Annotated in this window: 16 protein-coding genes and 1 pseudogene; 6 read left to right on the top strand and 11 right to left on the bottom strand. The window is 64.5% G+C overall.

Translation table 11 applies throughout. The features are described 5' to 3' along the window. Positions 1-195 precede the first annotated feature (195 nt). Both AB4Y34_RS24115 and AB4Y34_RS24110 read right to left on the bottom strand, forming a co-directional pair. A pseudogene (locus AB4Y34_RS24115) lies at positions 196-819 on the bottom strand (glutathione S-transferase family protein). 84 nt (positions 820-903) lie between these two features. After that, the gene (locus AB4Y34_RS24110; RefSeq protein ID WP_176377769.1) at positions 904-1,803 is read right to left on the bottom strand and encodes a LysR family transcriptional regulator; all 900 of its coding nucleotides are present in this window, start codon (positions 1,801-1,803) and stop codon (positions 904-906) included. 95 nt (positions 1,804-1,898) lie between these two features. On the opposite strand from AB4Y34_RS24110, the gene tam reads away from it, so the two are divergent. Beyond that, positions 1,899-2,696 (top strand): trans-aconitate 2-methyltransferase, encoded by a 798-nt coding sequence (tam, locus tag AB4Y34_RS24105; protein ID WP_176377770.1) that lies wholly within the window; start codon positions 1,899-1,901, stop codon positions 2,694-2,696. A gap of 249 nt (positions 2,697-2,945) precedes the next feature. Beyond that, the gene (locus AB4Y34_RS24100; protein ID WP_176108526.1) at positions 2,946-3,311 is read left to right on the top strand and encodes a hypothetical protein; all 366 of its coding nucleotides are present in this window, start codon (positions 2,946-2,948) and stop codon (positions 3,309-3,311) included. Between the two features lie 179 nt (positions 3,312-3,490). Here AB4Y34_RS24100 and AB4Y34_RS24095 read toward each other — a convergent pair whose 3' ends face one another. From AB4Y34_RS24095 to nirB, 6 genes are all read right to left on the bottom strand, one after another. Further along, the gene (locus AB4Y34_RS24095) at positions 3,491-3,856 is read right to left on the bottom strand and encodes a helix-turn-helix transcriptional regulator (RefSeq protein WP_176367277.1); all 366 of its coding nucleotides are present in this window, start codon (positions 3,854-3,856) and stop codon (positions 3,491-3,493) included. Further along, a complete protein-coding gene (locus tag AB4Y34_RS24090; protein WP_176377771.1) occupies positions 3,840-4,301 on the bottom strand; it encodes an SRPBCC family protein in 462 nt (153 codons plus the stop codon). The genes AB4Y34_RS24095 and AB4Y34_RS24090 overlap by 17 nt, the downstream gene beginning before the upstream one ends. A 79-nt stretch (positions 4,302-4,380) precedes the next feature. Then, positions 4,381-5,748: an MFS transporter gene (locus tag AB4Y34_RS24085; protein ID WP_368717426.1), complete on the bottom strand. Its 1,368-nt coding sequence runs from the start codon at positions 5,746-5,748 to the stop codon at positions 4,381-4,383. Between the two features lie 170 nt (positions 5,749-5,918). Continuing rightward, positions 5,919-10,100, bottom strand: a complete 4,182-nt coding sequence (locus AB4Y34_RS24080; RefSeq protein ID WP_368717425.1) for a molybdopterin-dependent oxidoreductase — start codon at positions 10,098-10,100, stop codon at positions 5,919-5,921. Between the two features lie 50 nt (positions 10,101-10,150). Then, positions 10,151-10,516, bottom strand: a complete 366-nt coding sequence (gene nirD, locus AB4Y34_RS24075; protein ID WP_176108531.1) for a nitrite reductase small subunit NirD — start codon at positions 10,514-10,516, stop codon at positions 10,151-10,153. A 39-nt stretch (positions 10,517-10,555) separates the two neighbouring features. Next, positions 10,556-13,096: a nitrite reductase large subunit NirB gene (nirB, locus tag AB4Y34_RS24070; RefSeq protein ID WP_368717424.1), complete on the bottom strand. Its 2,541-nt coding sequence runs from the start codon at positions 13,094-13,096 to the stop codon at positions 10,556-10,558. 589 nt (positions 13,097-13,685) lie between these two features. Here nirB and cobA point away from each other — a divergent pair. After that, positions 13,686-14,489 carry a uroporphyrinogen-III C-methyltransferase gene (cobA, locus tag AB4Y34_RS24065; RefSeq protein ID WP_368717423.1) on the top strand — a complete coding sequence of 268 codons (804 nt, stop codon included), beginning with the start codon at positions 13,686-13,688 and terminating at the stop codon, positions 14,487-14,489. 38 nt (positions 14,490-14,527) lie between these two features. On the opposite strand, the gene AB4Y34_RS24060 is transcribed toward cobA, so the two are convergent. Continuing rightward, positions 14,528-15,409, bottom strand: a complete 882-nt coding sequence (locus AB4Y34_RS24060) for an MOSC domain-containing protein (RefSeq protein WP_368717422.1) — start codon at positions 15,407-15,409, stop codon at positions 14,528-14,530. Positions 15,410-15,669: 260 nt separating this feature from the next. Between AB4Y34_RS24060 and AB4Y34_RS24055 the strand changes: the two genes are divergently transcribed. Both AB4Y34_RS24055 and AB4Y34_RS24050 read left to right on the top strand, forming a co-directional pair. Then, positions 15,670-16,074, top strand: coding sequence for a heme-binding protein (locus tag AB4Y34_RS24055; RefSeq protein WP_176108535.1), 405 nt, complete (start codon positions 15,670-15,672; stop codon positions 16,072-16,074). Between the two features lie 80 nt (positions 16,075-16,154). Beyond that, complete coding sequence (locus tag AB4Y34_RS24050) at positions 16,155-18,329, top strand: malate synthase G (RefSeq protein ID WP_368717421.1); 2,175 nt, start codon at positions 16,155-16,157, stop codon at positions 18,327-18,329. A gap of 72 nt (positions 18,330-18,401) precedes the next feature. Here AB4Y34_RS24050 and galU read toward each other — a convergent pair whose 3' ends face one another. Beyond that, positions 18,402-19,319, bottom strand: a complete 918-nt coding sequence (gene galU / locus AB4Y34_RS24045; protein WP_176377778.1) for a UTP--glucose-1-phosphate uridylyltransferase GalU — start codon at positions 19,317-19,319, stop codon at positions 18,402-18,404. A 289-nt stretch (positions 19,320-19,608) separates the two neighbouring features. Continuing rightward, positions 19,609-19,752: a hypothetical protein gene (locus AB4Y34_RS24040; protein WP_368717420.1), complete on the bottom strand. Its 144-nt coding sequence runs from the start codon at positions 19,750-19,752 to the stop codon at positions 19,609-19,611. Positions 19,753-20,012: 260 nt separating this feature from the next. On the opposite strand from AB4Y34_RS24040, the gene AB4Y34_RS24035 reads away from it, so the two are divergent. Next, positions 20,013-21,263 (top strand): acyltransferase family protein, encoded by a 1,251-nt coding sequence (locus tag AB4Y34_RS24035; RefSeq protein WP_368717419.1) that lies wholly within the window; start codon positions 20,013-20,015, stop codon positions 21,261-21,263. The last annotated feature ends 525 nt before the right edge of the window (positions 21,264-21,788 follow it).

Below are 21,788 nucleotides of genomic sequence, written 5' to 3'. Positions count from 1 at the left end.
CCGTCAGCGCAGCCAGCGCGAATTTAGTTACCCGCATCGTTGGACCTTCAATGTCGCTAAATGGGCGCCATTGTAGGCGACGCGGGTGCACCGCGCAGAAGCCGTCGAGCACGGCAATTCGAAAGCAATACGTAAGCATTCAAGGCGGCAGCTGCCAGCATCGGCGGGTTTGCCGACGCGCGCGCGAATCAACGATTACGGCGTGCCGTTGCGGCAATACCTGCGATACCCGTCGCGCTCGGCGAGGCGCGCCATATACGCGGCCAGCGCCGGCAAATCGTCGTGCTGCTGCGGCGTTTCGAGCCAGCGGTTCGCGGACAGCGCGATCGGAATATCGGCGAGCGAGAACGCGTCGCCCGCGATATACGCGCCGGTGCGCGCGAGTTGCTGCTCGACGATCGCCATATGCTTCGACTAGTTCGCACACGACGCGGCGATCTGCCGCGGGTCCTGATGCTCCGGCGAGTGCCGCACGAGTGCGAGAAACGCGTAGCTCCACGAGCGGTTCAATTCGCTCGCCTGCCAGTCGATCCATTGATCGCAGCGCGCGCGCTCGACCGGATCGGCCGGATACAGCGCGTCACCGCGATAACGGTTCGCGAGGTAACGGATGATCGAGTTCGATTCCCACAGCACGAAGTCGCCGTCGCGAATCACGGGGACCATCGCGTTCGGATTGAGCGCGCGGAATTCGGCGACATCGGTCGAGCGAAAGCCCGAGCCCCAGTCTTCCTGTTCGAACGCAAGTCCGAGTTCCGCGCAGGTCCACAGCACCTTGCGCACGTTGATCGAGGTGGTCTTGCCGAGTATTTGCAGCATCGGTTGTTGTGTGTCGCGTCGGTAGAACGGGTTGGAGGGATCAAACTTAGCAGCCAGTGAGTTTGCCTTGCGCACGGCGCGGCGTCATCCGCTTTTCAGCGTCGCCTGTTCGCGGATCATGTCGTACAGCGCCTGCGCGGCCGGCGACAACTGCGCGGTCTTGCGCGCGACCAGCACCAATGTGCGCGACACGGTGGGCTGCGTGAGCTCGACCGTGCGCACGCTCGGATACGCGCCCTTCTGCAGCGCGAGCGCGGGCACCACGGCCGCGCCGACACGCTGCGCGACGAGCCCGAGCGCGGTCGAACTGCGCTGTACCTCGTAGAACGACCGCAGCGCAAGTTCGCTCGATGCCAACGCGACGTCGAGCAGAGCGCGATTGCCGCTGACCTCGCCGGCGAAAATCAGCGGGAACGCCTGCAATTGCCGCCACGCGATGCGCCGCCGCTTCGCGAGCGGATGGTCTTCATGGCAGATCAGCACATAGCGGTCTTCGGTGAGCGGCACGGTAGCGAGATCCGGATGATGCTCGCGCGCGATGTTGATGCCGAACTCGACCTCCCTGCGCAACACGGCCTCCTCAACCGCCGACGACGCATGATCGAGAATCTTGATGCGATTGTGCGGATAGCGCGCCGAATACGCCTGCAAGATGCGCGGCAGATACTGCACGCCGACGGTCGGCACGCACGCGATCGACACGTCGCCGCGTCGCGCGATCCCCGTTTCGCGGATTTCGACCAGCGCGTCGGCCAGTTCGCCGAGCAGCCGGCGCGCCTGCGGCAGAAAACTGCGGCCGATTTCGGTGAGCGCCATCGACCGCGTGGTGCGCTCGATCAGCGTGACGCCGAGATAGGTTTCGAGCTTGCGCAGCCGTTGCGTGATCGCCGTTTGCGTGACGTGCAGCGAATCCGCCGCGCCCTGGAAGCTGCCGCGATCGGCAATCGCGACGAATGCCTGCACGCCGAGCGTGTCGATTTTCATTAGAAAAATGAAGTAATCGGAATCATAAATTCATTTTACTCGGGACTGGTAGCGGCCGAGAATGGCCGCAACGAACCTTGCAAAGGAGCCAGAAGATGACCGACAAAACCACGAACGAGCACAGCGATTGGCACGCGAAGCAGTACACCCTATTCGAGAACGAGCGCACTCGGCCGGTGCGCGATCTGCTTGCGGCGGTGCCGTTGGACGGGGCGCGGCTCGCGGTCGATATCGGCTGCGGACCGGGCAACTCGACCGAGGTGCTGGCCGAGCGCGTGCCGGGCGCGTCGGTCAGCGGCATCGACAGCTCGGCCGACATGATCGCGGCGGCCCGTCGGCGGTTGCCGCAATTGCGCTTCGACGTCGGCGACGTGTCGACGTGGGACGCGCGCGGCCCCTTCGATGTGATCCTCGCGAACGCGGTGCTCCAATGGGTGCCCGACCACGAGCGGCTGTTCCCCGCGCTGGTCGCAAAACTCGCCACGGGCGGCAGCCTCGCCGTGCAGATGCCCGTCAATCTCGACGAACCGGCGCACCGGCTGCTGCGCGAAATCGCCGCCGACGGGCCTTGGGCGCCCAGGCTGACGGGCGTCGAGCGCACCGTGCGCCACGACGCGAACTGGTACTACGCGCTGCTCAAGCCGCTGTGCGCGCGCGTCGACGTGTGGCGCACGGTCTATCACCACCCGCTCGCGGGCCCCGACGCAGTGGTCGAATGGTTCAAGGGCAGCGCGCTGCGGCCGTTTCTGGCCGCGCTCGACGACGCCGAACGCAGCGCGTTTCTTCAACGCTATCGCGACGAAATCGCCAAAGCCTACCCGGCGCTCGCCGATGGCACGGTGCTACTGCCATTTCCGCGGCTTTTCATCGTCGCGACGCGTGGCCAACGCTGAGTCCGCGCCCGGAAACCGCCACAAGCCGCTGAGCGCCGCGCGGCGGGCTCCGGCGGATGCTTCGAGCTCGATCGGGGCGGCCGGCGCACGTCGCGGATGCATCGCCCGAAAGCCCGCCTGTTGCGGTGCCGCACGCTAGGGTTGGTCAGGAATTGCCGCCCGGGAATTCCGCATGCTAATGTTTATAAAAAGCGGAGGACGGCGCCCGCCGGCCTCACCGGGAAGCCATTTACTGCAGCGAGCGTCGCCATGAGTGATGTACGCCAACATCTGAGTCCCCGTGACCGCCTGGAGCTGTTGTGCTGGCTCACATGCGGAAGCCTCGGCGCTTATTATCTGAACGAAGACTGGCCCGACGCGGCGTTTCACGTGCAGTCCGCGCACAAGTGGCTCGACCGCCGCGCGCGCGAAGCCGACTGGCTGTGCATTGCGAAGCTGTCTGCCACCGCCGTCGAAATCGCGCGGCGCCACGCGCGCTTCGTCGATGCCGATTGGGCGCGCGACGCGGTCGAGGAAATTCTCGATACCGACGAACTCGACCCACAAGCCCGGCTCGTCCGGCAGGTGATAGCCGACTGCCAGAGCGCGCTGGCCGACAAGCGGATCGCCGATTAGCCGCGGGCTGGTTTTTCTTCCTTTTTTTGCGGTGGTTTGGGGGCCAATGATTGGCCCCTTTTGCGTTGTTCCGCCCTTGCCGGGCAGGATGCGTCGCTTGCAGTCGGTAAAAAATGCGGTACGCGCCGTCGCGCGTCATCTTTATTCGGTTCGCGCAATCGCCGCGACCGCCCCGCCCTTTATTCCTCGACCATCGTCTTCAACTTCAGCAGCGCCTGATCCCATTGCCGCGAAATCGCGTCGAGCGCGCGGCGCGCCGCGTCGAGATGCGCGGGTTCGAACGCCCACAGGCGCTCGCGTCCAACCTTCACATCGTGGACGAGCCCCGCGTCGGCCAGCACCTGCAGATGCTGCGTGACCGACTGCCGCGTGATGTCGGTGCCGGCCGTCAGCTGCGCGATCGACATCGCGCTGCCCGCACACAATGCCGCGACGAGACGCAGGCGCGTCTCGTCACCGAGCGCGGCGAACACCGCCGCCGAACTGCGCAGCGTCGCCGCCTTGAGACCCGCCTTCGCGGAGCCCGCTTTAACTCGCGCCGACATATCGTTCGATATTGACCATCTGCTGTCCCCAGCCGCCGTCGTTCAGCCGGAACGCTTCCGCGCGGCGCCCGACCGGCAACTGGTCGAAGCCCGATTCGACGACCCGCAGCAGCGTGCCGGACTCGACCTCGCTCAGATCGAATTCGACGAGCGTGGTCGGCTCCGGCGTGTAGTCGATCGTGATGTCGATCGCGGCCGGATGCCAGCGCCACGACAGATGATGCTCGGGCTCGACACGCTCGACCAGCACGTCCATCACCAGGTGTTCGTAGCCCGGATAGGTGATGTGCCCCTGCGTGGATTGCCCGGCGACGAACTGCTTGCCGGCGAGGTCCACGCCGAACCATTTGCCGAATTCCTCGGCGTTGGCCAGCGCGTGCCAGACGCGCGGGCGCGGCGCCTTCAACAGAATCTGCTTTTCGATGCGATCGGTCGATGAGTTCATATGCAGCCTCCTGGCTGCATATTAGAAACGCCGCGACCGATATGCAAGCATTCGACTGCGCTTTTGTCAGCGCCGTGCCTCACTCCGTCGCATGCGCATGCATGACGCCCGTCTGCATCGACCACGCCATCCACGGCCGGCGCAGCGCGACGATCGCAAAGAACGCGCACGCCGACAGCGCGCCGAACGTCGCGAAGCCCATCTGATAGCTGCCGGTGCTCTCCTTCGCGATGCCCATCACGACCGGCAGATAAAAGCCGCCGATGCCGCCCGCCGCGCCGACGATGCCGGACATCAGACCGGTGCGGCCGGCCCAGCGATGCGGCACGAGCTGGAACGTCGCGCCATTGCCGAGGCCGAACGCCACGTACATGCACAGCAGCAATGCGATGCCGCCCGCGAACGACGGCATCGCCGTCGCGAACAGGAAGTCGCAAATCGCGATGATCGCGAGCAGCACGGTCAGCGCGCGCACGCCCGACACGCGGTCGGCAATCAGGCCGCCGAGCGGACGCACCATCGCGCCGGTCGCGGCGAGCAGCGCCATGAACAGACCTGCGTCGATCTTCGACAGTTGATACAGGTTGGTCAGCAGCAGCGACACATACGAGGACATGCCGACGAAACCGCCGAACGTGATGCTATAGACGAGCATGATGACCCACGTATCGCGCTCGGCGAGCACCGAGCGGTAGCGTTGCGGCAGCACCGCGATCGCGAGCAGCGCTCCGACCACCGGCAACAGCAGCACGCCGGTCTTGCCCGCACCGAACAGCCCCGCTTCGACGAGCAGCACGAGCACGATCAGGCCGGCGAGCGTCGTCGCGAAGCTGCCGAACGCGCGCAGCACGCTGCCGGTTTTGACGCCCGCGTCGTTGGCCCAGAAGTACAGCGTGATCGCGGCGATCGCGAGCAGCGGCAAGGCGCCGCCCGCGGCGAGTTGCCAACCATAGCGCGTCGCCAGTTGCGGGAACAGGAAGCCGTCGAGCACCGCGCCGATGTTGCCGGCCGCGGCCAGGCCCAGCACGAGGCCCTGCACCTTCGGCGGGTAGTTGCTGCCGGCCATCGGCAGCGCGACCGCGAAGCTGGCGCCGCCGACGCCGAGGAACACGCCGAGCACCAGCAGCATTTCGTACGACGGCACCGATTGCAGCAACGGCAGCACGATCGTCGGTACCGCCGATAGCAACACGCCCATCAACGCAATGCGTTTGCCATGCGCGGACTGATACAGATTGCCGAGCGTCACGCGCAGAATCGCCGCGGACAACACCGGCACCGCGACCAGCAGACCCTGCTGCGCGGGCGTCATCGCGATGCTCTTGCTGATGAACGGCGCGAGCGGCCCATACAGCACCCAGACGGTGAAGCCCGTGTCGAAATACAGAAAGCAGGCGACCAGTGCGCGCCAATCGCCGCTTCGCAGGGAGTGCATCACGTTTTTCATCAGAGATCCTCGGTAAATAAAATGCCTGGTAGTCCGGTTGCTGCGTTACTTGTGTTTTGCACCGGCATGTCGCCCGGAGTTTTAACCGGGACTCGATATGCAAGCGTCATGCCATCATGCTGTGCGTTTTGAGGCCTTTTTTAAGGCCTTTTTCGAAACGCGTCGGCGGCTCAATACACGTCGCGTGCATAGCGCTTTTCGCGCGTCAGACGGCTCACGTATTCGAGTGCTTTCTCTTCGCTCATGCCACCGTGCGTCGCGATGATGTCCTTCAGCGCCGCATCGACATCGCGTGCCATCCGGTTCGCGTCGCCGCATACATAGAAATGCGCACCGTCTTCGAGCCATGCCCACAGTTGCGCACCGTGCTCGCGCATGCGGTCCTGCACATAGATCTTGTCGGCCTGGTCGCGCGAGAACGCGACGTCGAGTCGGGTCAAGAGACCGCTCGTGCGCATCGCTTCGAGCTCGTCGCGATAGTAGAAATCGGTCGCGGCATGTTGTTCGCCGAAGAACAGCCAGTTGCGTCCGCGTTCGCCGCGTGCCTGCCGTTCGTGCAGAAAGCCGCGAAACGGTGCGATGCCGGTGCCGGGACCGACCATGATCATCGGCGTGTCCGACTGATGAGGAGGACGAAAGTGTGCGGACTTCTGCACGAACACGGGGACGTCGGTGTCGCTTGCGCGATCCGCGAGAAACGTCGACGACACACCCTTGCGGTGCCGCCGCCCATTGCTGTAACGCACCGCCGATACCGTCAGATGCACCTCGCCCGGATGCGCCTTCGGGCTCGATGCGATCGAATACAGGCGCGGCTGCAGGCGCTTCAGCATGCCGGTGAGTTCGGCGGCCGAGAGGCTCACCGGAAACTCGTGCAATACGTCGGCGAGCTGCTGTCCCCATAGCCATTGCTTCAGATCCGCCTTGCGTTCGGGCGCGAGCAGATCGCCCAGCGCGCCGTTGCGGCTGCGCGCGGCGACCAGCGCAAGCGCTTCGGCGCTCGGCCGCGCGATCTCGTAGTGTTTGGTGAGCGCATCGGCGAGGCGCATGTCGCCGATACCCGCGACGTGCACCGATGCGTCAGCGTGCAGGCCGCTCAGCGTGATCAGTTCGTCGACGAGTTCGGGGCAGTTGCTCGGCCACACGCCGAGCGCATCACCCGCTTCGTACTCGAGGTTCGAATCGCCCGTTTGCAGCGACACGTAGCGCGTATCCTTCACGGCGCCCTGCCGGTTTAGCCGCAAATTGCCGACGATGCGCGACGCGGCAGGCCGGGCCTTGGTCGGCACCGCGCCCACCACCGCGTTGATCATGCCGCCCGGCGGCACCGCATGCAGCGCGGCATCCGCCTGCTTGATACAGACGATCACGCGTTCGAGCCATGCATCTGCGCTCGACTGATATTCGATGTCGCAATCGACGCGCTCGGTGAGACGCAGCGCGCCCTGCGCGGCGAGCCGTTCATCGAGCCGACGGCCGTGACCGCAAAACTGATCGTAGTTGCGATCGCCGAGCGCGAGCACCGCGAAGCGCACGCCGTCGAGGCGCGGCGCCGTGGCGGCGTTCAGATGCGTCCAGAAGTCCTGCGCGTTGTCGGGCGCATCGCCGTCGCCGAACGTGCTGGTCATCAGCAACACGTACTGCGCCTTCGCGAGCGCCGCGAACGGATAGTCGGCCATGCACGCGGTGCGAATCTCGAAGCCCGATTCCATCAGACGCGTCGCGTAACGCTCGGTCAGCGATTCGGTGTTGCCGGTTTGCGAGGCCCACAACAGCGTGACCTTCGGCCGGGTGCGCACGATACGCACGCCCGATTCGCGGGCCTCTTCCTGCGCGGCATTCGGCGGCGATGCAGCGCCTGAAGCCCGGGCCGTCGTCGCGCTGCGGCTATACAGTCCGGCAAGCAGACCATCGACATAGAGCCGCTTCACCGCATCGAACGGTGCGCTGTGCGGCAGCACCGGCACGTTGTCGAGGCCTTGCGCTTCGGACGAACGCAGGCCGCTGACGAACCCGGCCAGATACGCGCGCTCCGGATCGCTGAGCGCGGGCATCGGTACGGGCTCGGGCGGCAATTGCAGCAAAGTCGTGAGGGCTTCGATACGAGGCATGGGTTGATCCTTGGCGCTGGGCGCAAAAGCCGCTGCGTCGGCGGGAGTAGAGAGCGCGTCGTCGTTGCGTGTATCCGCGATGCGATCGGCCGTTACCGGACTCAGCGCGACCGCGCAGACTTTCAGTTCGGGCTGCAATGAAACCGGATCGACCGCGTCGTTGGTCACCGCGTTGATGCAAAGCTCGTCGCCGAACACGTCGTTCCAGTGCATCGGCGCGAAGCACTGACCCGCGATCACCCGCTCGGTGACGACGGCGGGCAACACCGCGCGGCCGCGCCGTGAACGGATCTCGACCGCGTCTTTCGCGCGAATGCCGAGTTCGGCCGCATCGTGCGGATGAATCTCGACGAAGGGTCCCGGGTTCAGCTTGTTTAGCATCGCGACCTTGCCGGTCTTGGTCATCGTGTGCCATTGATGCTGCACGCGGCCCGTGTTCAACACGATCGGAAACTCGCGATCGGGCAACTCGGCCGCGGGCTGATACGCGCGCGCGAAAAACTTCGCCTTGCCGCTCGCGGTCGGAAAAGCGATGCTCGGGCGGCTGCCATCTTCAGCCTCCCTAAGCGTTTGGCTCACGCCGTCATTCAGATAGCGAAGCGGATTGCGCTCGGACGAATCCGCCGACGCGATCGGCCACTGCAGCGGTGCGTCCTTCAAGCGGCGATGACTCGCGCCGCGCAGATCGTAGCCGGTCGCCGGGTTCGCCGCGCGCGTGAGTTCGGCGAACACTTCGTCGGCGCTCGCATAGCTGAACGCATCGGCAAAGCCCATTTCACATGCGACGCGCGCGATGATCTGCCAGTCGGGCAACGCCGCGCCGGGCGGTTGGATCGCCTGCTGCATCAGCGTCAGATTGCGCTCGGAGTTGACCATCACGCCTTCGGCTTCGGCCCACAAAGCGCCGGGCAATAGCACGTCGGCGTAGCGATTCGTTTCGGTGTCGAGGAACGCGTCCTGCGCGATCACGAGTTCGGCCGCGCGCAATCCGGCGATCGCGGTCTGCCGGTTCGCGACGGTCGCGACCGGATTCGTGCAGATGATCCAGCACGCCTTGATGTCGCCCGCGGCCATGCGCGCGAACAGGTCAATCGTGCCGTTGCCCGCGTCCGCTTTGAGCGTGCCCGGTGCGATGCCCCACAGCGCTTCGATGAACGCGCGATCTTCGGCGACCAGCGCCGAACGCTGACCGGGCAAACCGGGGCCCATGTAGCCCATTTCGCGGCCGCCCATCGCGTTCGGCTGGCCCGTCAGCGAGAACGGTCCACTGCCGCGCCGGCAGATACGGCCCGTCGCCAGATGCAGATTGCACAGCGCATTGGTGTGCCACGTGCCGTGCGTGCTCTGGTTCAGGCCCATCGTCCAGCAGCTCATCCAGTCTTTGGCCGACGCGATCATCTGCGCGGCGCGACGGATGTCGCCGGCGGCAAGGCCCGTGATGCGTGCCACGTTCTCCGGCGTGTACTCGGCCAGAAACGCGGGCATCGCGTCCCAGCCTTCGGTGTGTTCGGCGATAAAAGCCGTATCCGTTGCGCCGTTTTCGTGCAGCAGATGGAGCAGACCGTTCAGCAACGCGAGGTCGGTGCCGGGTTTGATCTGCAGGAACAGATCGGCTTTCTCGGCGGTCGTGTTGCGGCGCGGATCGACGACGATCAGCTTCGCGCCCGCCTTCACGCGATCCATCATGCGCAGGAACAGGATCGGATGACAGTCGGCCATATTCGCGCCGCTGACGAAAAACAGATCCGCGTGATCGAAGTCTTCATACGAGCCGGGCGGGCCGTCCGCACCGAGCGACAGCTTGTAGCCGCTCGCCGCGCTCGCCATGCACAGGCGCGAATTCGCTTCGATATTGTTCGTGCCGATAAAGCCCTTCGCGAGCTTGTTGACCAGATACTGCGCTTCGAGCGACATCTGCCCCGACACGTAAAACGACACCGCATTGGGACCATGCTCGTCGATCACACGCCGCAGACGCGCTGCGGTGTCGCTCAACGCCTGGGCCATCGGCAGCGGCGCCGGGTCTTCGTCGCGCGCATGACGCACGAACGCGCCTTCGAGACGCCCCGACTTGCGCAGCGCGACGTGAGCCGACTGCCCCTTGGTGCAGAGCCGGCCAAAGTTGGCCGGATGCTCCTTGTCGCCAGCGATCTTCACGACCTGGCCGTCCTCGACGTGCAGCACCATGCCGCAACCGACGCCGCAATAAGGACATACGCTCTTTACGCTGGTATCAGACATGCGCGAATGATCTGGTTAGAACTCTGAACGATGAAGCGAGGCTGTTACCGTCAAACCGCGACCCACACCTGGCCGTTTTCGACGCGCGTGGCAAACGCGCTGACCGAATACGACGGCGTTTCGAGGCATTCGCCGGTGCGCAGATCGAAGTGATGCTTGTAGATCGGCGACGCGACCACGATGCGCTCGCCGAGGCTGCCGACGAGTCCGCGCGACAGCACCGCCGCGTGCGAACCCGGATCGAAGTTTTCGATCGCGTACACCGTGGGCTCGGCGGGCGACTCCACTTCACCGCCTTCGACATGAAACACGGCCACCTGCTCGCCGTTGACGAGCGCGCAAACGCCGGTGTTCGGCACGATGTCGTCGAGTGCGCAGATCGCGGTCCAGGCGCGGGGCAAGCGTTCGTTCTTCATGACTGGGCTCCTTTTGAGTTAAGCGGGAATCGGTTGAGGTCAAACCGTCTCGACGACAATGGGAATCTCGATGCGCGGCGCCTGCCGCTCGGCGGGCGTGGCCGGCCGGCTCTGTCCGCGCTCCTCGACGAACGCGACGTTGCTATCGGACTCGTCGCTGTTGACGAAATGGCGGAAGCGCTTGCGTGTTTCGGGATCGGTGACGGCCTTCTTCCATTCGCACTCGTACGTGTCGACCACGTGCTGCATCTCCGCTTCGAGTTCGGTGGCAACGCCAAGGCGATCGTTGACGACCACGTCGATCAGATAGTCGAGACCGCCTTCGAGGTTGTCGCGCCACACGCTGGTGCGTTGCAGCCGGTCGGCGGTGCGCACGTAGAACATCAGGAAGCGGTCGATGTAGCGCACCAGCGTTTCCTGGTCGAGGTCCGCGGCGAGCAGTTCCGCGTGACGCGGCTTCATGCCGCCGTTGCCGCACACGTACAGATTCCAGCCCTTCTCGGTGGCGATCACGCCGACATCCTTGCCCTGCGCTTCCGCGCATTCGCGGGTGCAGCCCGACACGCCGAACTTGATCTTGTGCGGCGTGCGCAGCCCCTTGTAGCGATTCTCGAGTTCGACCGCGAGGCCGACCGAATCGCCGACGCCATAGCGGCACCACGTCGAACCGACGCACGACTTCACGGTACGCAGCGATTTGCCGTACGCGTGGCCCGATTCGAAGCCGGCCGCGATCAGCTCTTCCCAGATCGACGGCAATTGCTCGACGCGCGCGCCGAACAGATCGACCCGCTGACCGCCGGTGATCTTCGTGTAGAGGCCGTATTTCTTCGCGACCTGCGCGACCGCGATCAGGCCATCGGGCGTCACTTCGCCGCCCGGCATGCGCGGCACGACCGAATAGGTGCCGTCGCGCTGGATGTTCGCGAGGTAGTAGTCGTTGGTGTCCTGTAGCGACGCGTGCTCCTTCTTCAGCACGAATTCGTTCCAGCACGACGCGAGAATGCTGGCGACCGCCGGCTTGCAGATGTCGCAGCCGAGCCCGCGGCCATGTTTCGCGAGCAGCGCGCCGAAACTGCGCAGCCCCTCGACGCGCACGAGGTGGTAAAGCTCCTGGCGCGAATACGGGAAGTGCTCGCAGACGTGATTGTCGACCGCGAGGCCCTGCTTCTTCATCTCGGCCTTCATCACTTGCGTGACGAGCGGCACGCAGCCGCCGCACGAAGTGCCCGCGCCGGTCGCGCTCTTCAATGCGCCGATGTCGGTCGCGCCCGCGCAGACGGCCGCGCACAGCTCGCCCTTCGACACGTTGTTGCACGAGCAGATCTGCGCGGCCGCGGGCAGCGCCTCGACGCCGAGCGCGGGCTTCGCGCTGCCGTCCGCTTGCGGCAGGATCAGGAATTCGGGCGACGCGGGCAGCTCGATGCGATTCAGCATCATCTGCAGCAGCGTGCCGTATTCGCTCGCGTCGCCGACCATCACGCCGCCGAGCAGATACTTGCCGCAATCGGACACGACGAGCTTCTTGTAGATCTGCTTGCGCTCGTCGCTGAACTGGTACGTGCGGCTGCCGGGCGTATTGCCGTGTGCGTCTCCGATGCTGGCCACATCGACGCCCATCAGCTTCAGCTTGGTGCTCATGTCGGCACCCGCGAATTCGGCCGAGTCGCCCAGCAGCTGTTTCGCGACCACGCGCGCCATCTCGTACCCGGGCGCGACGAGGCCGAACAACTGCCCCCCCCACAGCGCGCATTCGCCGATCGCGTAGATGTGCGGATCGCTGGTGCGGCACGCGTCGTCGATGACGATGCCGCCGCGCGCGCCGAGTTCGAGGCCGCATGCGCGGGCCAGATCGTCGCGCGGACGGATGCCCGCGGAGAACACGATCATGTCGGTGTCGAGATGGCTGCCGTCGGCGAACTGCATGCGGTGCGTGCCCGCTTCGCCGTCGACGATCGCCGTCGTGTTCTTGTGCGTATGCACGGTGACGCCCAGTTCTTCGATCCGGCCGCGCAATACGCGGCCGCCGCCGTCGTCGACCTGCACCGCCATCAGGCGCGGCGCGAATTCGACCACATGCGTTTGCAGGCCCATATCGCGCAGCGCCTTCGCGCATTCGAGACCGAGCAGCCCGCCGCCGACCACCGTGCCCGTTTTCGAGCGAGCGCCGCATTCGCGCATCGCTTCGAGATCGTCGATGGTCCGGTAGACGAAGCAGTCGCCGCGCTCACGGCCCGGCACCGGCGGCACGAACGGATAGGAGCCGGTCGCGAACACGAGGCGGTCGTACGTCAGCGTTTCGCCGCTCGCGACCGTCACCGTGCGCGCGTCGCGATCGACCGCGACGGCCCGCGCGTTCAGCTTCAGCTGCACGCCGTGGCGCTCGAAAAAACCGGGCTCGACGAGCGACAGGTCATCGGCGGTCTTGCCCGAGAAGAACTCGGACAGATGCACGCGATCGTAGGCCGGTCGCGATTCTTCGCCCAGCACCGTGATGTCGAGATCGTGCGCGTCCTGAAGCGCCAGGCATTCGACCAGTTTGTGGCCGACCATCCCGTGACCGATAACGATGATTTTCATGAGCGCGCTGTCCTCTGGTGTTTGGCGAAAGCGATTGCGGAAATAAAAACGGCGTCCCGCGAATCCAGCCGAGGCTGAATCCGGGGGACGCCGTTGTCCTGTTGGTTGCTGCGGGGCGCTGCTTTGTGCTGCAAGCGCGACGAACCCACGTTGGTCCGATGGCAACGCTTATTGCAAAGGCTGTGCCAATTTAGATAGATGCGCCGGAAAGCACGGTGTGGCGGGGCTTTGCGGCAATTCGCTCGGCTTCGGCCCGCACCCCGAGCGCGACGCGTTTTGATGCGGCAAGGCACAGGGATGGTGCGACGCAGCACTGTGGACGTGCGAAACCAAGGTGCACGCAGGTGCGATCGTGATGCTGTTTTCCGCGTGAATCGCAGCGTGTGGCAACGTCTTGCGTGCCGCTATTCGATCGATGGCGCGGTCCTTGCGTTGGTCCTCCGCAACGTCGTCGCGGCAACGTCGTCGCGATGCGCAGACTCAACCGTCAACCGGCAATGCAATGGACAACGGCGTCCCCTCGTGATCTTCACGGGCGGACGCCGTTTTCGTTTCGAGCCACGAGAAACCCACGGCACAAGGACACAACATGAACACCAACACCGGCAAGGTCACGCTGCTGAGCGCGGGCCCAGGCGACCTCGACTTGCTGACGCTGAAGGCCGTCAAGACGCTCGCGGCCGCCGACGTCGTGCTGCTCGACGACCTCGCGAATCCAGACATCGTGACGCTCGCGCCGCGGGCGCGCGTGATCCGCGTCGGCAAACGCGGCGGCTGCCGCTCGACGCCGCAGGCGTTCATCGAGCGGCTGATGCGGCGTTATGCGCTGAAGGGGCTGCACGTGGTGCGCGTCAAAGGCGGCGAAGCGCTGCTGTTCGGCCGTGCGGGCGAGGAGCTCGCGGTGTTGCGCGACGCGGGCCTCGCGGTGGAGATCGTCAACGGCATCTCGTCGGGCTTCGCGGCCGCGGCGGGACTCGGCATGTCGCTCACGCATCGGCGGCACTGCCACGGCGTGAGCTTCGTCACCGCGCACACGGAAGACCACGGCGAGCCGGACTGGGCCGCGCTCGCCGCGACGCGCACGACGCTGGCGATCTATATGGGCATGCGGCGCATCGACGGCATCGCCGCTGCCTTGCTCGCGCACCTGCCGGCCGACACGCCGGCCGCGGTCGCGCAGTGGGCCGGCGGCCGCGACGAGCGGCGTCTGTTGACGCGGCTCGATCGGCTCGCCGCCGACGCGCTCGGCGCGGGCTTCGGCAGTCCGGCGGTGATTCTGGTGGGCGATGCGGTTGGCGAGAGCGCCGAAGCGCCTTGCTGGGAACGCGAAGGTCGCGGCGAACAAGGTGGGGAAAAGACGCTGCCCGCGCCGGCGATTGCGCGGGCGGCCTGAGATCCGATCGAAGCGGGCCTCGCCCGCCTTTCATCCAATCAATCGCCGAACCCGAGCTCCGCATCGACCTGCTGCCCGACCCGCAGCCACGCCCCCGCCCCGCTCGCGACCAGCGCGTTGTTGCCGAACGTGACCGCGCCGTCGAAGCGTTCGCTGACGCGATAACCGAGCATCGTGTCGGTCGGCTCGTTCGGCCAGTCGGGATCGGGCGCGCCGCGCGCCTGATCGACGGTCGGCATCGGACAGCGCGAGCACAGCTTGACGAGACGCAACTCGACCCGCGCGCTCGAGTCCGCATCCGGGTCGACGGCGAGCGTCTCGACATAGTCCTCTTCATAGGCATCGAGGCCCGTGAGCACGATGTTGGGCCGAAAGCGATCGATTCCGATCGACGGCGCGCCTTTGCGGTTCAGGCGCGCGTTCAGATCGTCGAGCGAGGCCTGGCCCGCCACCAGCAGCGGAAAACCATCGGCGAAAAAGGTCGTCGCACCGCCGGTGCTGTCCGTGTAGTCCGGATCGACGATGCGTTCACGCTCCGGATCGAAGCGCAGCAAGCGCGCGGGCAGACCGAGGAACTCCGTGAACCACGCCGCCGTTGCTTCGCCGGTATCGAGTCCGTAGGCGGCGTCGCGCCACACCGCGGTATCGACCCGGGTCGCGCCGGCCAGGCGCGCGGCATCGAGCGGCGTGCGCAGCTCACCCATACCCGGCGCGTTGACGATCAGATCCTCGGCGCCGAGTTCGACCTTGATCAGGGCCATGCGCGGATACGCGCGCTGCGTGAACATCGCGCCTTCGGGATCGACGATCATCCAGTTGCGGTCGTATTCGAGGCCGGTCGCCAGCAGGCGCGCCGCATCGAGCGGGATGCCCGCGCAGGATTTGATCGGATAGACGAAGAGTTCGCTGATGGTTGGCATGGTCTTAGGTCTCGGGGAAGCGCGTTTTTCAGGTTGAGACGCGATTGTAAAGCGCTCCGCGTGTATCGGTGATGGCGACCAGGGAAGCTGCCGTTCCGCGCTGGGGCGGCGGGAAGTAGAATCTTCAGATCAGGCAGGCGCCGGCGCGCGGCATCCGGCATGCGACAGAGCTGCGAAACGCGCGCGCAGGCGCCGCATCGACCCGTTACCGAGAGAAGCCGAAGACGCCACCTTCCCCTCACCGAGACAGGACATTCATTATGCTGACCAAACCCGTGTTGACCGTCGCCGAGACGACCCGCATCGTCGATGCCGCGCGCGCGGAAGCCGAGAAGAACAGGTGGCCCGTCGCGATCGTGGTCGTGGACGACGGCGGCCATCCGCTCGCGGTGCTGCGTCTGGACGGCGCGGCGCCGGCCACCTCGTATATCGCGACCGAGAAAGCGCGCACCGCGGCGCTCGGCCGGCGCGAAACCAAGGTGTATGAAGACATGATCAACAACGGCCGCACCGCATTCCTCAGCGCACCGTTGCAGGGCACGCTCGAAGGCGGCGTGCCGGTGATCGTCGACGGCCATGTAGTCGGCGCGGTCGGCGTGTCGGGCGTCAAGTCGGAGCAGGATGCGCAGATCGCGAAGGCCGGCATTCAGGCGCTCGGCGTTTAAGGCGCCGCGCGTCACAGCAATCCCGTGGCTCAACGCGGACCGATGCCCCCTCATCGGTCCCATAACAGATGGAGCAGTCGATGACTCAGATGAACCCGCGCGGCGGACTGCAGGTCGCCGCCAACCTCGACCAGTTCGTCGAAACCGAAGCCCTGCCCGGCACCGGAATCGACAGCGCCGCCTTCTGGTCGGGTTTCGACGCCCTCGTGCACGAGCTGGCGCCAAAAAATCGGGCGTTGCTCGCCGAGCGCGACCGCCTGCAAAGCGAACTCGACAATTGGCATCGGAGCCATCCCGGCCCGGTGCGGGATCTGCGCGAGTATCGTGCGTTTCTCGAAGGCATCGGCTACATCGTGCCCGTGCCCGCCAGCGTCCAGGCCACGACCGACCACGTGGACAGCGAAATCTCGGAGCAGGCCGGCCCGCAGCTCGTCGTGCCGCTGTCGAACCAGCGCTACGCGCTGAACGCCGCGAACGCGCGCTGGGGCAGCCTTTACGACGCGCTGTACGGCACCGATGCGATCCCCGAAACGGATGGCACTGAAAAGCAGAAGGGTTACAACCCGGTGCGCGGCGCCGCGGTGATTGCGTATGCGCGCAAGTTCCTCGATCAGGCCGCGCCGCTCGCGAACGGCTCGCACGCGGATGCGACGCGCTATAGCGTCGAGAACGGCCAGCTCTTGGTCGCGCTGAAGAACGGCACTACCGCGCTCAAGACACCCGCGCAACTGGTCGGCTATCAGGGCGACGCGAGCGCGCCGTCGGCGGTGCTGCTCAAGCACAACGGCCTGCACGTCGAGATCCAGATCGATGCGAACGATCCGGTCGGCAAGACCGACGCGGCGCATGTGAAGGACGTCGTTGTCGAAGCGGCCGTCACGACGATCATCGACTGCGAGGACTCGGTCGCGGCCGTCGACGCCGACGACAAAGTGCAGCTCTATCGCAACTGGCTCGGCCTGATGAACGGCGACCTGACCGAACAGGTCACGAAGAACGGCAAGACCTTCACGCGCCGGCTCAACGCGGATCGCGAGTACACCGGCGCGGACGGCAAGTCGCAGCTCAAGCTGCATGGCCGCTCGCTGCTGTTCATCCGCAACGTCGGCCACCTGATGACCAACCCGGCCGTATTGACCAAAGACGGCCACGAGATTCCCGAAGGCATTCTCGACGCGGTAATCACGACGCTGTGCGCGCTGCGAGACCGTCAGAACAAGCTAAACTCGCGCACCGGCTCGATCTATATCGTGAAGCCGAAGATGCACGGCCCGGCCGAAGTCGCGTTCGCGAGCGAGCTGTTCGCGCGCGTCGAAGACCTGCTGAAGCTGCCGCGCAACACGCTCAAGATGGGCATCATGGACGAGGAGCGCCGCACCAGCGTCAACCTGCTGGCGTGTATCGCCGAAGCGTCGGCGCGCGTCGCGTTCATCAACACGGGCTTCCTCGATCGCACCGGCGACGAGATGCACTCCGCGATGGAAGCAGGCCCGATGATCCGCAAGGGCGACATGAAGTCGAGCAAGTGGATCACGTCGTACGAGCGCAGCAACGTGCTGGTCGGTTTGAGCGGGGGCCTGCGCGGGCGCTCGCAGATCGGTAAGGGCATGTGGGCGATGCCCGACCTGATGCACGCGATGCTCGAGCAGAAGATCGGCCATCCGAAGGCTGGCGCGAATACCGCGTGGGTGCCCTCGCCTACCGCGGCGACGCTGCACGCGCTGCACTATCACCAGGTCGACGTGCAGGCGGTCCAGCAGGAACTCGAACGCACCGACTACGCGAAGGTGTACGACGAACTGCTCGATGGCCTGCTGACGATTCCGGTCGTCGAAAAGGCGCAATGGAGCGACGAAGAAATCCGCGCCGAGGTCGACAACAACACGCAAGGCATTCTCGGCTACGTGGTGCGCTGGATCGATCAGGGCGTCGGCTGCTCGAAGGTGCCGGACATTCACAACGTCGGCCTGATGGAAGACCGCGCGACGCTGCGTATTTCGAGCCAGCACATCGCCAACTGGCTGTATCACGGCGTGATCGAACGCGAGCTCGTCGAGGAGACGTTCAAGCGCATGGCCAAGGTCGTGGACGCGCAGAACGCCGGTGATCCGCTCTACCAGCCGATGGCGCCGGGCTTCGACACGATTGCGTTCAGGGCCGCGCAAGCGCTCGTATTCGAGGGGCGCCGGCAGCCGAGCGGTTATACCGAGCCGTTGCTGCACAAGTTCCGGCTCGAGGTGAAGCAGCAAGGTTGAGGCCGTCCTGCTGAAACGACAATGGGCGCCGCGCAACGCGGCGCCCGTTGTTTATTTCAGGGCCTCGTCAGTTCACGCGGCTTCGGCCGTCAACTGCCCCGCCTCGCCGGCTGGCGCTTCGTTCTGCATATACGCCTGCAAATACGCCTCGAATTCAGCCTTCACCTCTGGGTGGCGCAGCGCGAATTCGACGGTCGCCTTCAGATAGCCGAGCTTGCTGCCGCAATCGAAGCGCGTGCCGAAGTAGCGATACGCGAGCACCTGCTCTTCGGTCAGCAGCGACTGCACCGCGTCCGTCAGTTGCAGCTCGCCGCCCGCGCCCGGCTTGAGCGCGCGGATATGCTTGAAGATCGTCGGCATCAGCACGTAGCGCCCTACCACGCCGAGATTCGACGGCGCCTGCTCCGGCGCCGGCTTCTCGACGATGCCCGACAGTTTGATCACGTTGTCTTCCCACTCGCGGCCGTCGACGACGCCGTACGAGCGGCTGTCCTCGCGTGCGATCGTTTCGACGCCGATCACCGAGCTGTGATAGTGATTGAAGGTATCGACCAACTGGCTCATCACAGGCTTCGAGCTATGCAGCAGGTCGTCGGCGAGTATCACCGCGAACGGGCTGTCGCCCACCAGTTTTTCGGCGCACAGCACCGCATGGCCGAGACCGAGCGCTTCGGCCTGACGAACGTAAAAGCAGTCGACGTTGGCCGGTTTGATGCTGCGAACCAGATCGAGCAGTTTCTGCTTGTTGCGCGCTTCGAGTTCGGACTCGATCTCATAGGATTTATCGAAGTGATCTTCGATCGCGCGCTTGCTGCGGCCCGTCACGAAGATCATCTCGGTGATGCCGGCGGCGATCGCTTCTTCGACCGCGTACTGGATCAGCGGCTTGTCGACGATCGGCAGCATTTCCTTCGGACTTGCTTTGGTAGCCGGCAGGAATCGTGTCCCGAGGCCCGCTACGGGAAACACGGCTTTGGTGACTTTCAGCATGGTAGGCATTCCCACATCGGTTAGAAGTTGGTGTGTTCGCGGACCTGGCGGCCCATCGATGTCGGCGCAAGACTAGCAGAACAATCTGCGAGGTTCACGGAAACGGTCTTTCTCCGATTTAATTCGGATAATTCATGCATTGATCGCAATGCGATATTGCGAAAAATTGAGAGCAAATTGTTACGCATATATTTGCCAGGAGGCGAATGACAAAATCCGAAAGTCTTAGCTTTCGGACAACCCCTGGCGTGGCCCGTCTGGCGATCTGGCGACCGGTTTCGGCAGCACGTCAGTCCTGGTCGTCAACGGGCGGCAGCTTGCCTGGGTTCATTCTGTAGCGACGGATCGGCTCGTTGCGCAAGGCATCGCGGTAGGCGGAGGCGGCCACCAGGATCAGCAGGACGGCGATGCCGGCCAGTAAATGCAGGTTCATGACTTCACCTCGGGTCAGAGAATCCTTGATCTAAATTAGCACGACAAAAGCGATAAATAATTCGACGCTCCATACATCGCTGCGTAATTACAATTCGTCACAAAATAGATGCCGATTCAATTCAAAACGCAATTTTTTAATCATTTTGTGGGATTGTGGTGCTCTAGCATGGATGCGTCGCGGAGTGCGCAAGGACGCCCGCTCGAAGGCCCGATTCCGCGTCGATTTTTTCTCTTTCCCGCTTCAGATAAGGACCGCGTATGAGCGACCCAGCATTGGATGCCGCCGGCTCATCCCTGCCCCTCTCCCCGCTGCCGCGCCCCGAGAAAAACCCGGCCGCGGCGCACGCTCGCGGCGACGCGCGTACCGATAGCGTCGGCAAGGAGCATGTGATCGACGCGATGCGAGGTTTCGCCGCGCTGCTGGTCGCCTATTTTCATTGCCGCCAGATCGTGTGGGTCGGCATGCAGGCGTTTCATCAGAGCGTCGGACATTCGTTGAGTCCCGGCAGTCTCGCTGCGTATCTGACATTTCCGATCGCATGGGGCTCGGCCGGCGTGCCGATGTTCTTCGTGATCAGCGGCTACTGCATCCATCGCGGCGGCGCGCTGCGGCTCGCGGGCAATCCCGCTTACCGGCTCGATGCAGGCAACTTCTGGCTGCGCCGCTTCGCGCGCATCTATCCGGTGCTGCTCGCGGCGCTGGTACTGACCTTCGCGCTCGATTCGCTGAGCCTGCAATTGCCGCCCGTCAGTCACAAGATTCGCGAGATCGGCTGGCAGCCGTTTCTGGTCAATCTGTTTTCGCTTCAGGGTGTGGCAGGCAAAACGTATGGCTCGAACGGTGCGCTGTGGACGCTGTCGCTCGAAGTGCAGTTCTATGCGATCTATCCGCTGCTGTTCGCGCTGCGGCGGCGCATCGGCATGAACGCCGTGCTCGCGCTCGTCGCGCTGATCAACGTTGCGTCCGCGTATGGGCTGGAACGACATGATCTGCAGTTCTTCACGTCGTACTGGTTCTCGTGGATGCTCGGTGCGTGGATCGCCGATGTCAGGGCGCGCAACGCGCGAGAGGCGCGCGCGCCCGCATTGCTGTACGTTCTCGCGGCGGGATTGATCGCGGCAGGCTGCGTCGTGTTTCATTTCGGGCAGTATGGTGCGTTCCAGATCTGGGCGCTTGGCTTCGCGTGCTATCTGTACAAGGCGCTCGATGGGCGTCACGCCCCCCGGCGAGAAACGGGCGGCGTGCGCGCAATGCTTCGTGCCGGGTCGGATGCGGTAGCGCGCATGCTGTCGCGCGTCGGCGACTTCAGCTTCTCGCTGTATCTGATCCATCTGCCGATCTTCGTGCTGCTGTCGGCGTGGCTGTTTCGTTCGACGCTGCAGATGTCTATCTGGCCGTCGTTTGGTTATATGCTGGTCGCCGTGCCCGCCGCCTATGTGTTCTATCGGCTGGTTGAGTTGCCTGCGATGAAGTGGTCGGCGAGTTTCAAGCCTGGACGGCGCCGATAGAACTTTGACATCGGAGTGTAGAAGGCTTCATAGCTGTCGTAGGAGTGGTCGGCATGTGCGCTGCCCGATAGGGCGGCCAAAGCCGCCAACAGTATCGGAGTGACTCTCATCGGTATGCCTTGGCTCCTGTCGCTATCAGATAGTCGGAGCTCGTCCACGGCATTGCCCTGTTTCGGTTTTTTCCATGCGACCCATTCTGATTTTCCAGAAAACACCCAACGAATTAATCTTCAAATGTTTTTCGTCAACATCTTTAATTTGAGATTAAGACTTTTTGACAAATGTTCACGATTGTTTCCGGGTGTCTCATTTTGAGCCAATAAAATCATCCGTCGCCCATTCGATCTCCCTGTAGTTGCCTGCTAGCGTGGCAGCCCAATAACTCCAGAGGACACCGGAAAATGGAATGAACGCCTCCCGCCGGAGATGGCGGTGGAAACAAAGAAGGACGGCGGATTCTCATCTGGCGGATCATGAGGGTTCATAGGCCAAACCAACCGGAGGCTTCAAATGAAACTCACGCCA

It is taken from the genome of Paraburkholderia sp. BR10954, assembly GCF_040965775.1.
GTDB lineage: Bacteria > Pseudomonadota > Gammaproteobacteria > Burkholderiales > Burkholderiaceae > Paraburkholderia > Paraburkholderia youngii.
Note: the sequence above shows the minus strand (reverse complement) of the source record. Positions and strands in the feature narration are given on the sequence as shown.

Coding starts and splice junctions, on each gene's coding strand:
- AB4Y34_RS24035 (WP_368717419.1), top strand. CDS start 20,013: ATGAGCGACCCAGCATTGGATGCCGCCGGCTCATCCCTGCCCCTCTCC.
- AB4Y34_RS24055 (WP_176108535.1), top strand. CDS start 15,670: ATGCTGACCAAACCCGTGTTGACCGTCGCCGAGACGACCCGCATCGTC.
- AB4Y34_RS24090 (WP_176377771.1), bottom strand. CDS start 4,301: ATGAACTCATCGACCGATCGCATCGAAAAGCAGATTCTGTTGAAGGCG.
- nirD (WP_176108531.1), bottom strand. CDS start 10,516: ATGAAGAACGAACGCTTGCCCCGCGCCTGGACCGCGATCTGCGCACTC.
- AB4Y34_RS24085 (WP_368717426.1), bottom strand. CDS start 5,748: ATGAAAAACGTGATGCACTCCCTGCGAAGCGGCGATTGGCGCGCACTG.
- nirB (WP_368717424.1), bottom strand. CDS start 13,096: ATGAAAATCATCGTTATCGGTCACGGGATGGTCGGCCACAAACTGGTC.
- AB4Y34_RS24110 (WP_176377769.1), bottom strand. CDS start 1,803: ATGAAAATCGACACGCTCGGCGTGCAGGCATTCGTCGCGATTGCCGAT.
- AB4Y34_RS24040 (WP_368717420.1), bottom strand. CDS start 19,752: ATGAACCTGCATTTACTGGCCGGCATCGCCGTCCTGCTGATCCTGGTG.
- galU (WP_176377778.1), bottom strand. CDS start 19,319: ATGCTGAAAGTCACCAAAGCCGTGTTTCCCGTAGCGGGCCTCGGGACA.
- AB4Y34_RS24060 (WP_368717422.1), bottom strand. CDS start 15,409: ATGCCAACCATCAGCGAACTCTTCGTCTATCCGATCAAATCCTGCGCG.
- AB4Y34_RS24095 (WP_176367277.1), bottom strand. CDS start 3,856: ATGTCGGCGCGAGTTAAAGCGGGCTCCGCGAAGGCGGGTCTCAAGGCG.
- cobA (WP_368717423.1), top strand. CDS start 13,686: ATGAACACCAACACCGGCAAGGTCACGCTGCTGAGCGCGGGCCCAGGC.
- AB4Y34_RS24050 (WP_368717421.1), top strand. CDS start 16,155: ATGACTCAGATGAACCCGCGCGGCGGACTGCAGGTCGCCGCCAACCTC.
- tam (WP_176377770.1), top strand. CDS start 1,899: ATGACCGACAAAACCACGAACGAGCACAGCGATTGGCACGCGAAGCAG.
- AB4Y34_RS24080 (WP_368717425.1), bottom strand. CDS start 10,100: ATGTCTGATACCAGCGTAAAGAGCGTATGTCCTTATTGCGGCGTCGGT.
- AB4Y34_RS24100 (WP_176108526.1), top strand. CDS start 2,946: ATGAGTGATGTACGCCAACATCTGAGTCCCCGTGACCGCCTGGAGCTG.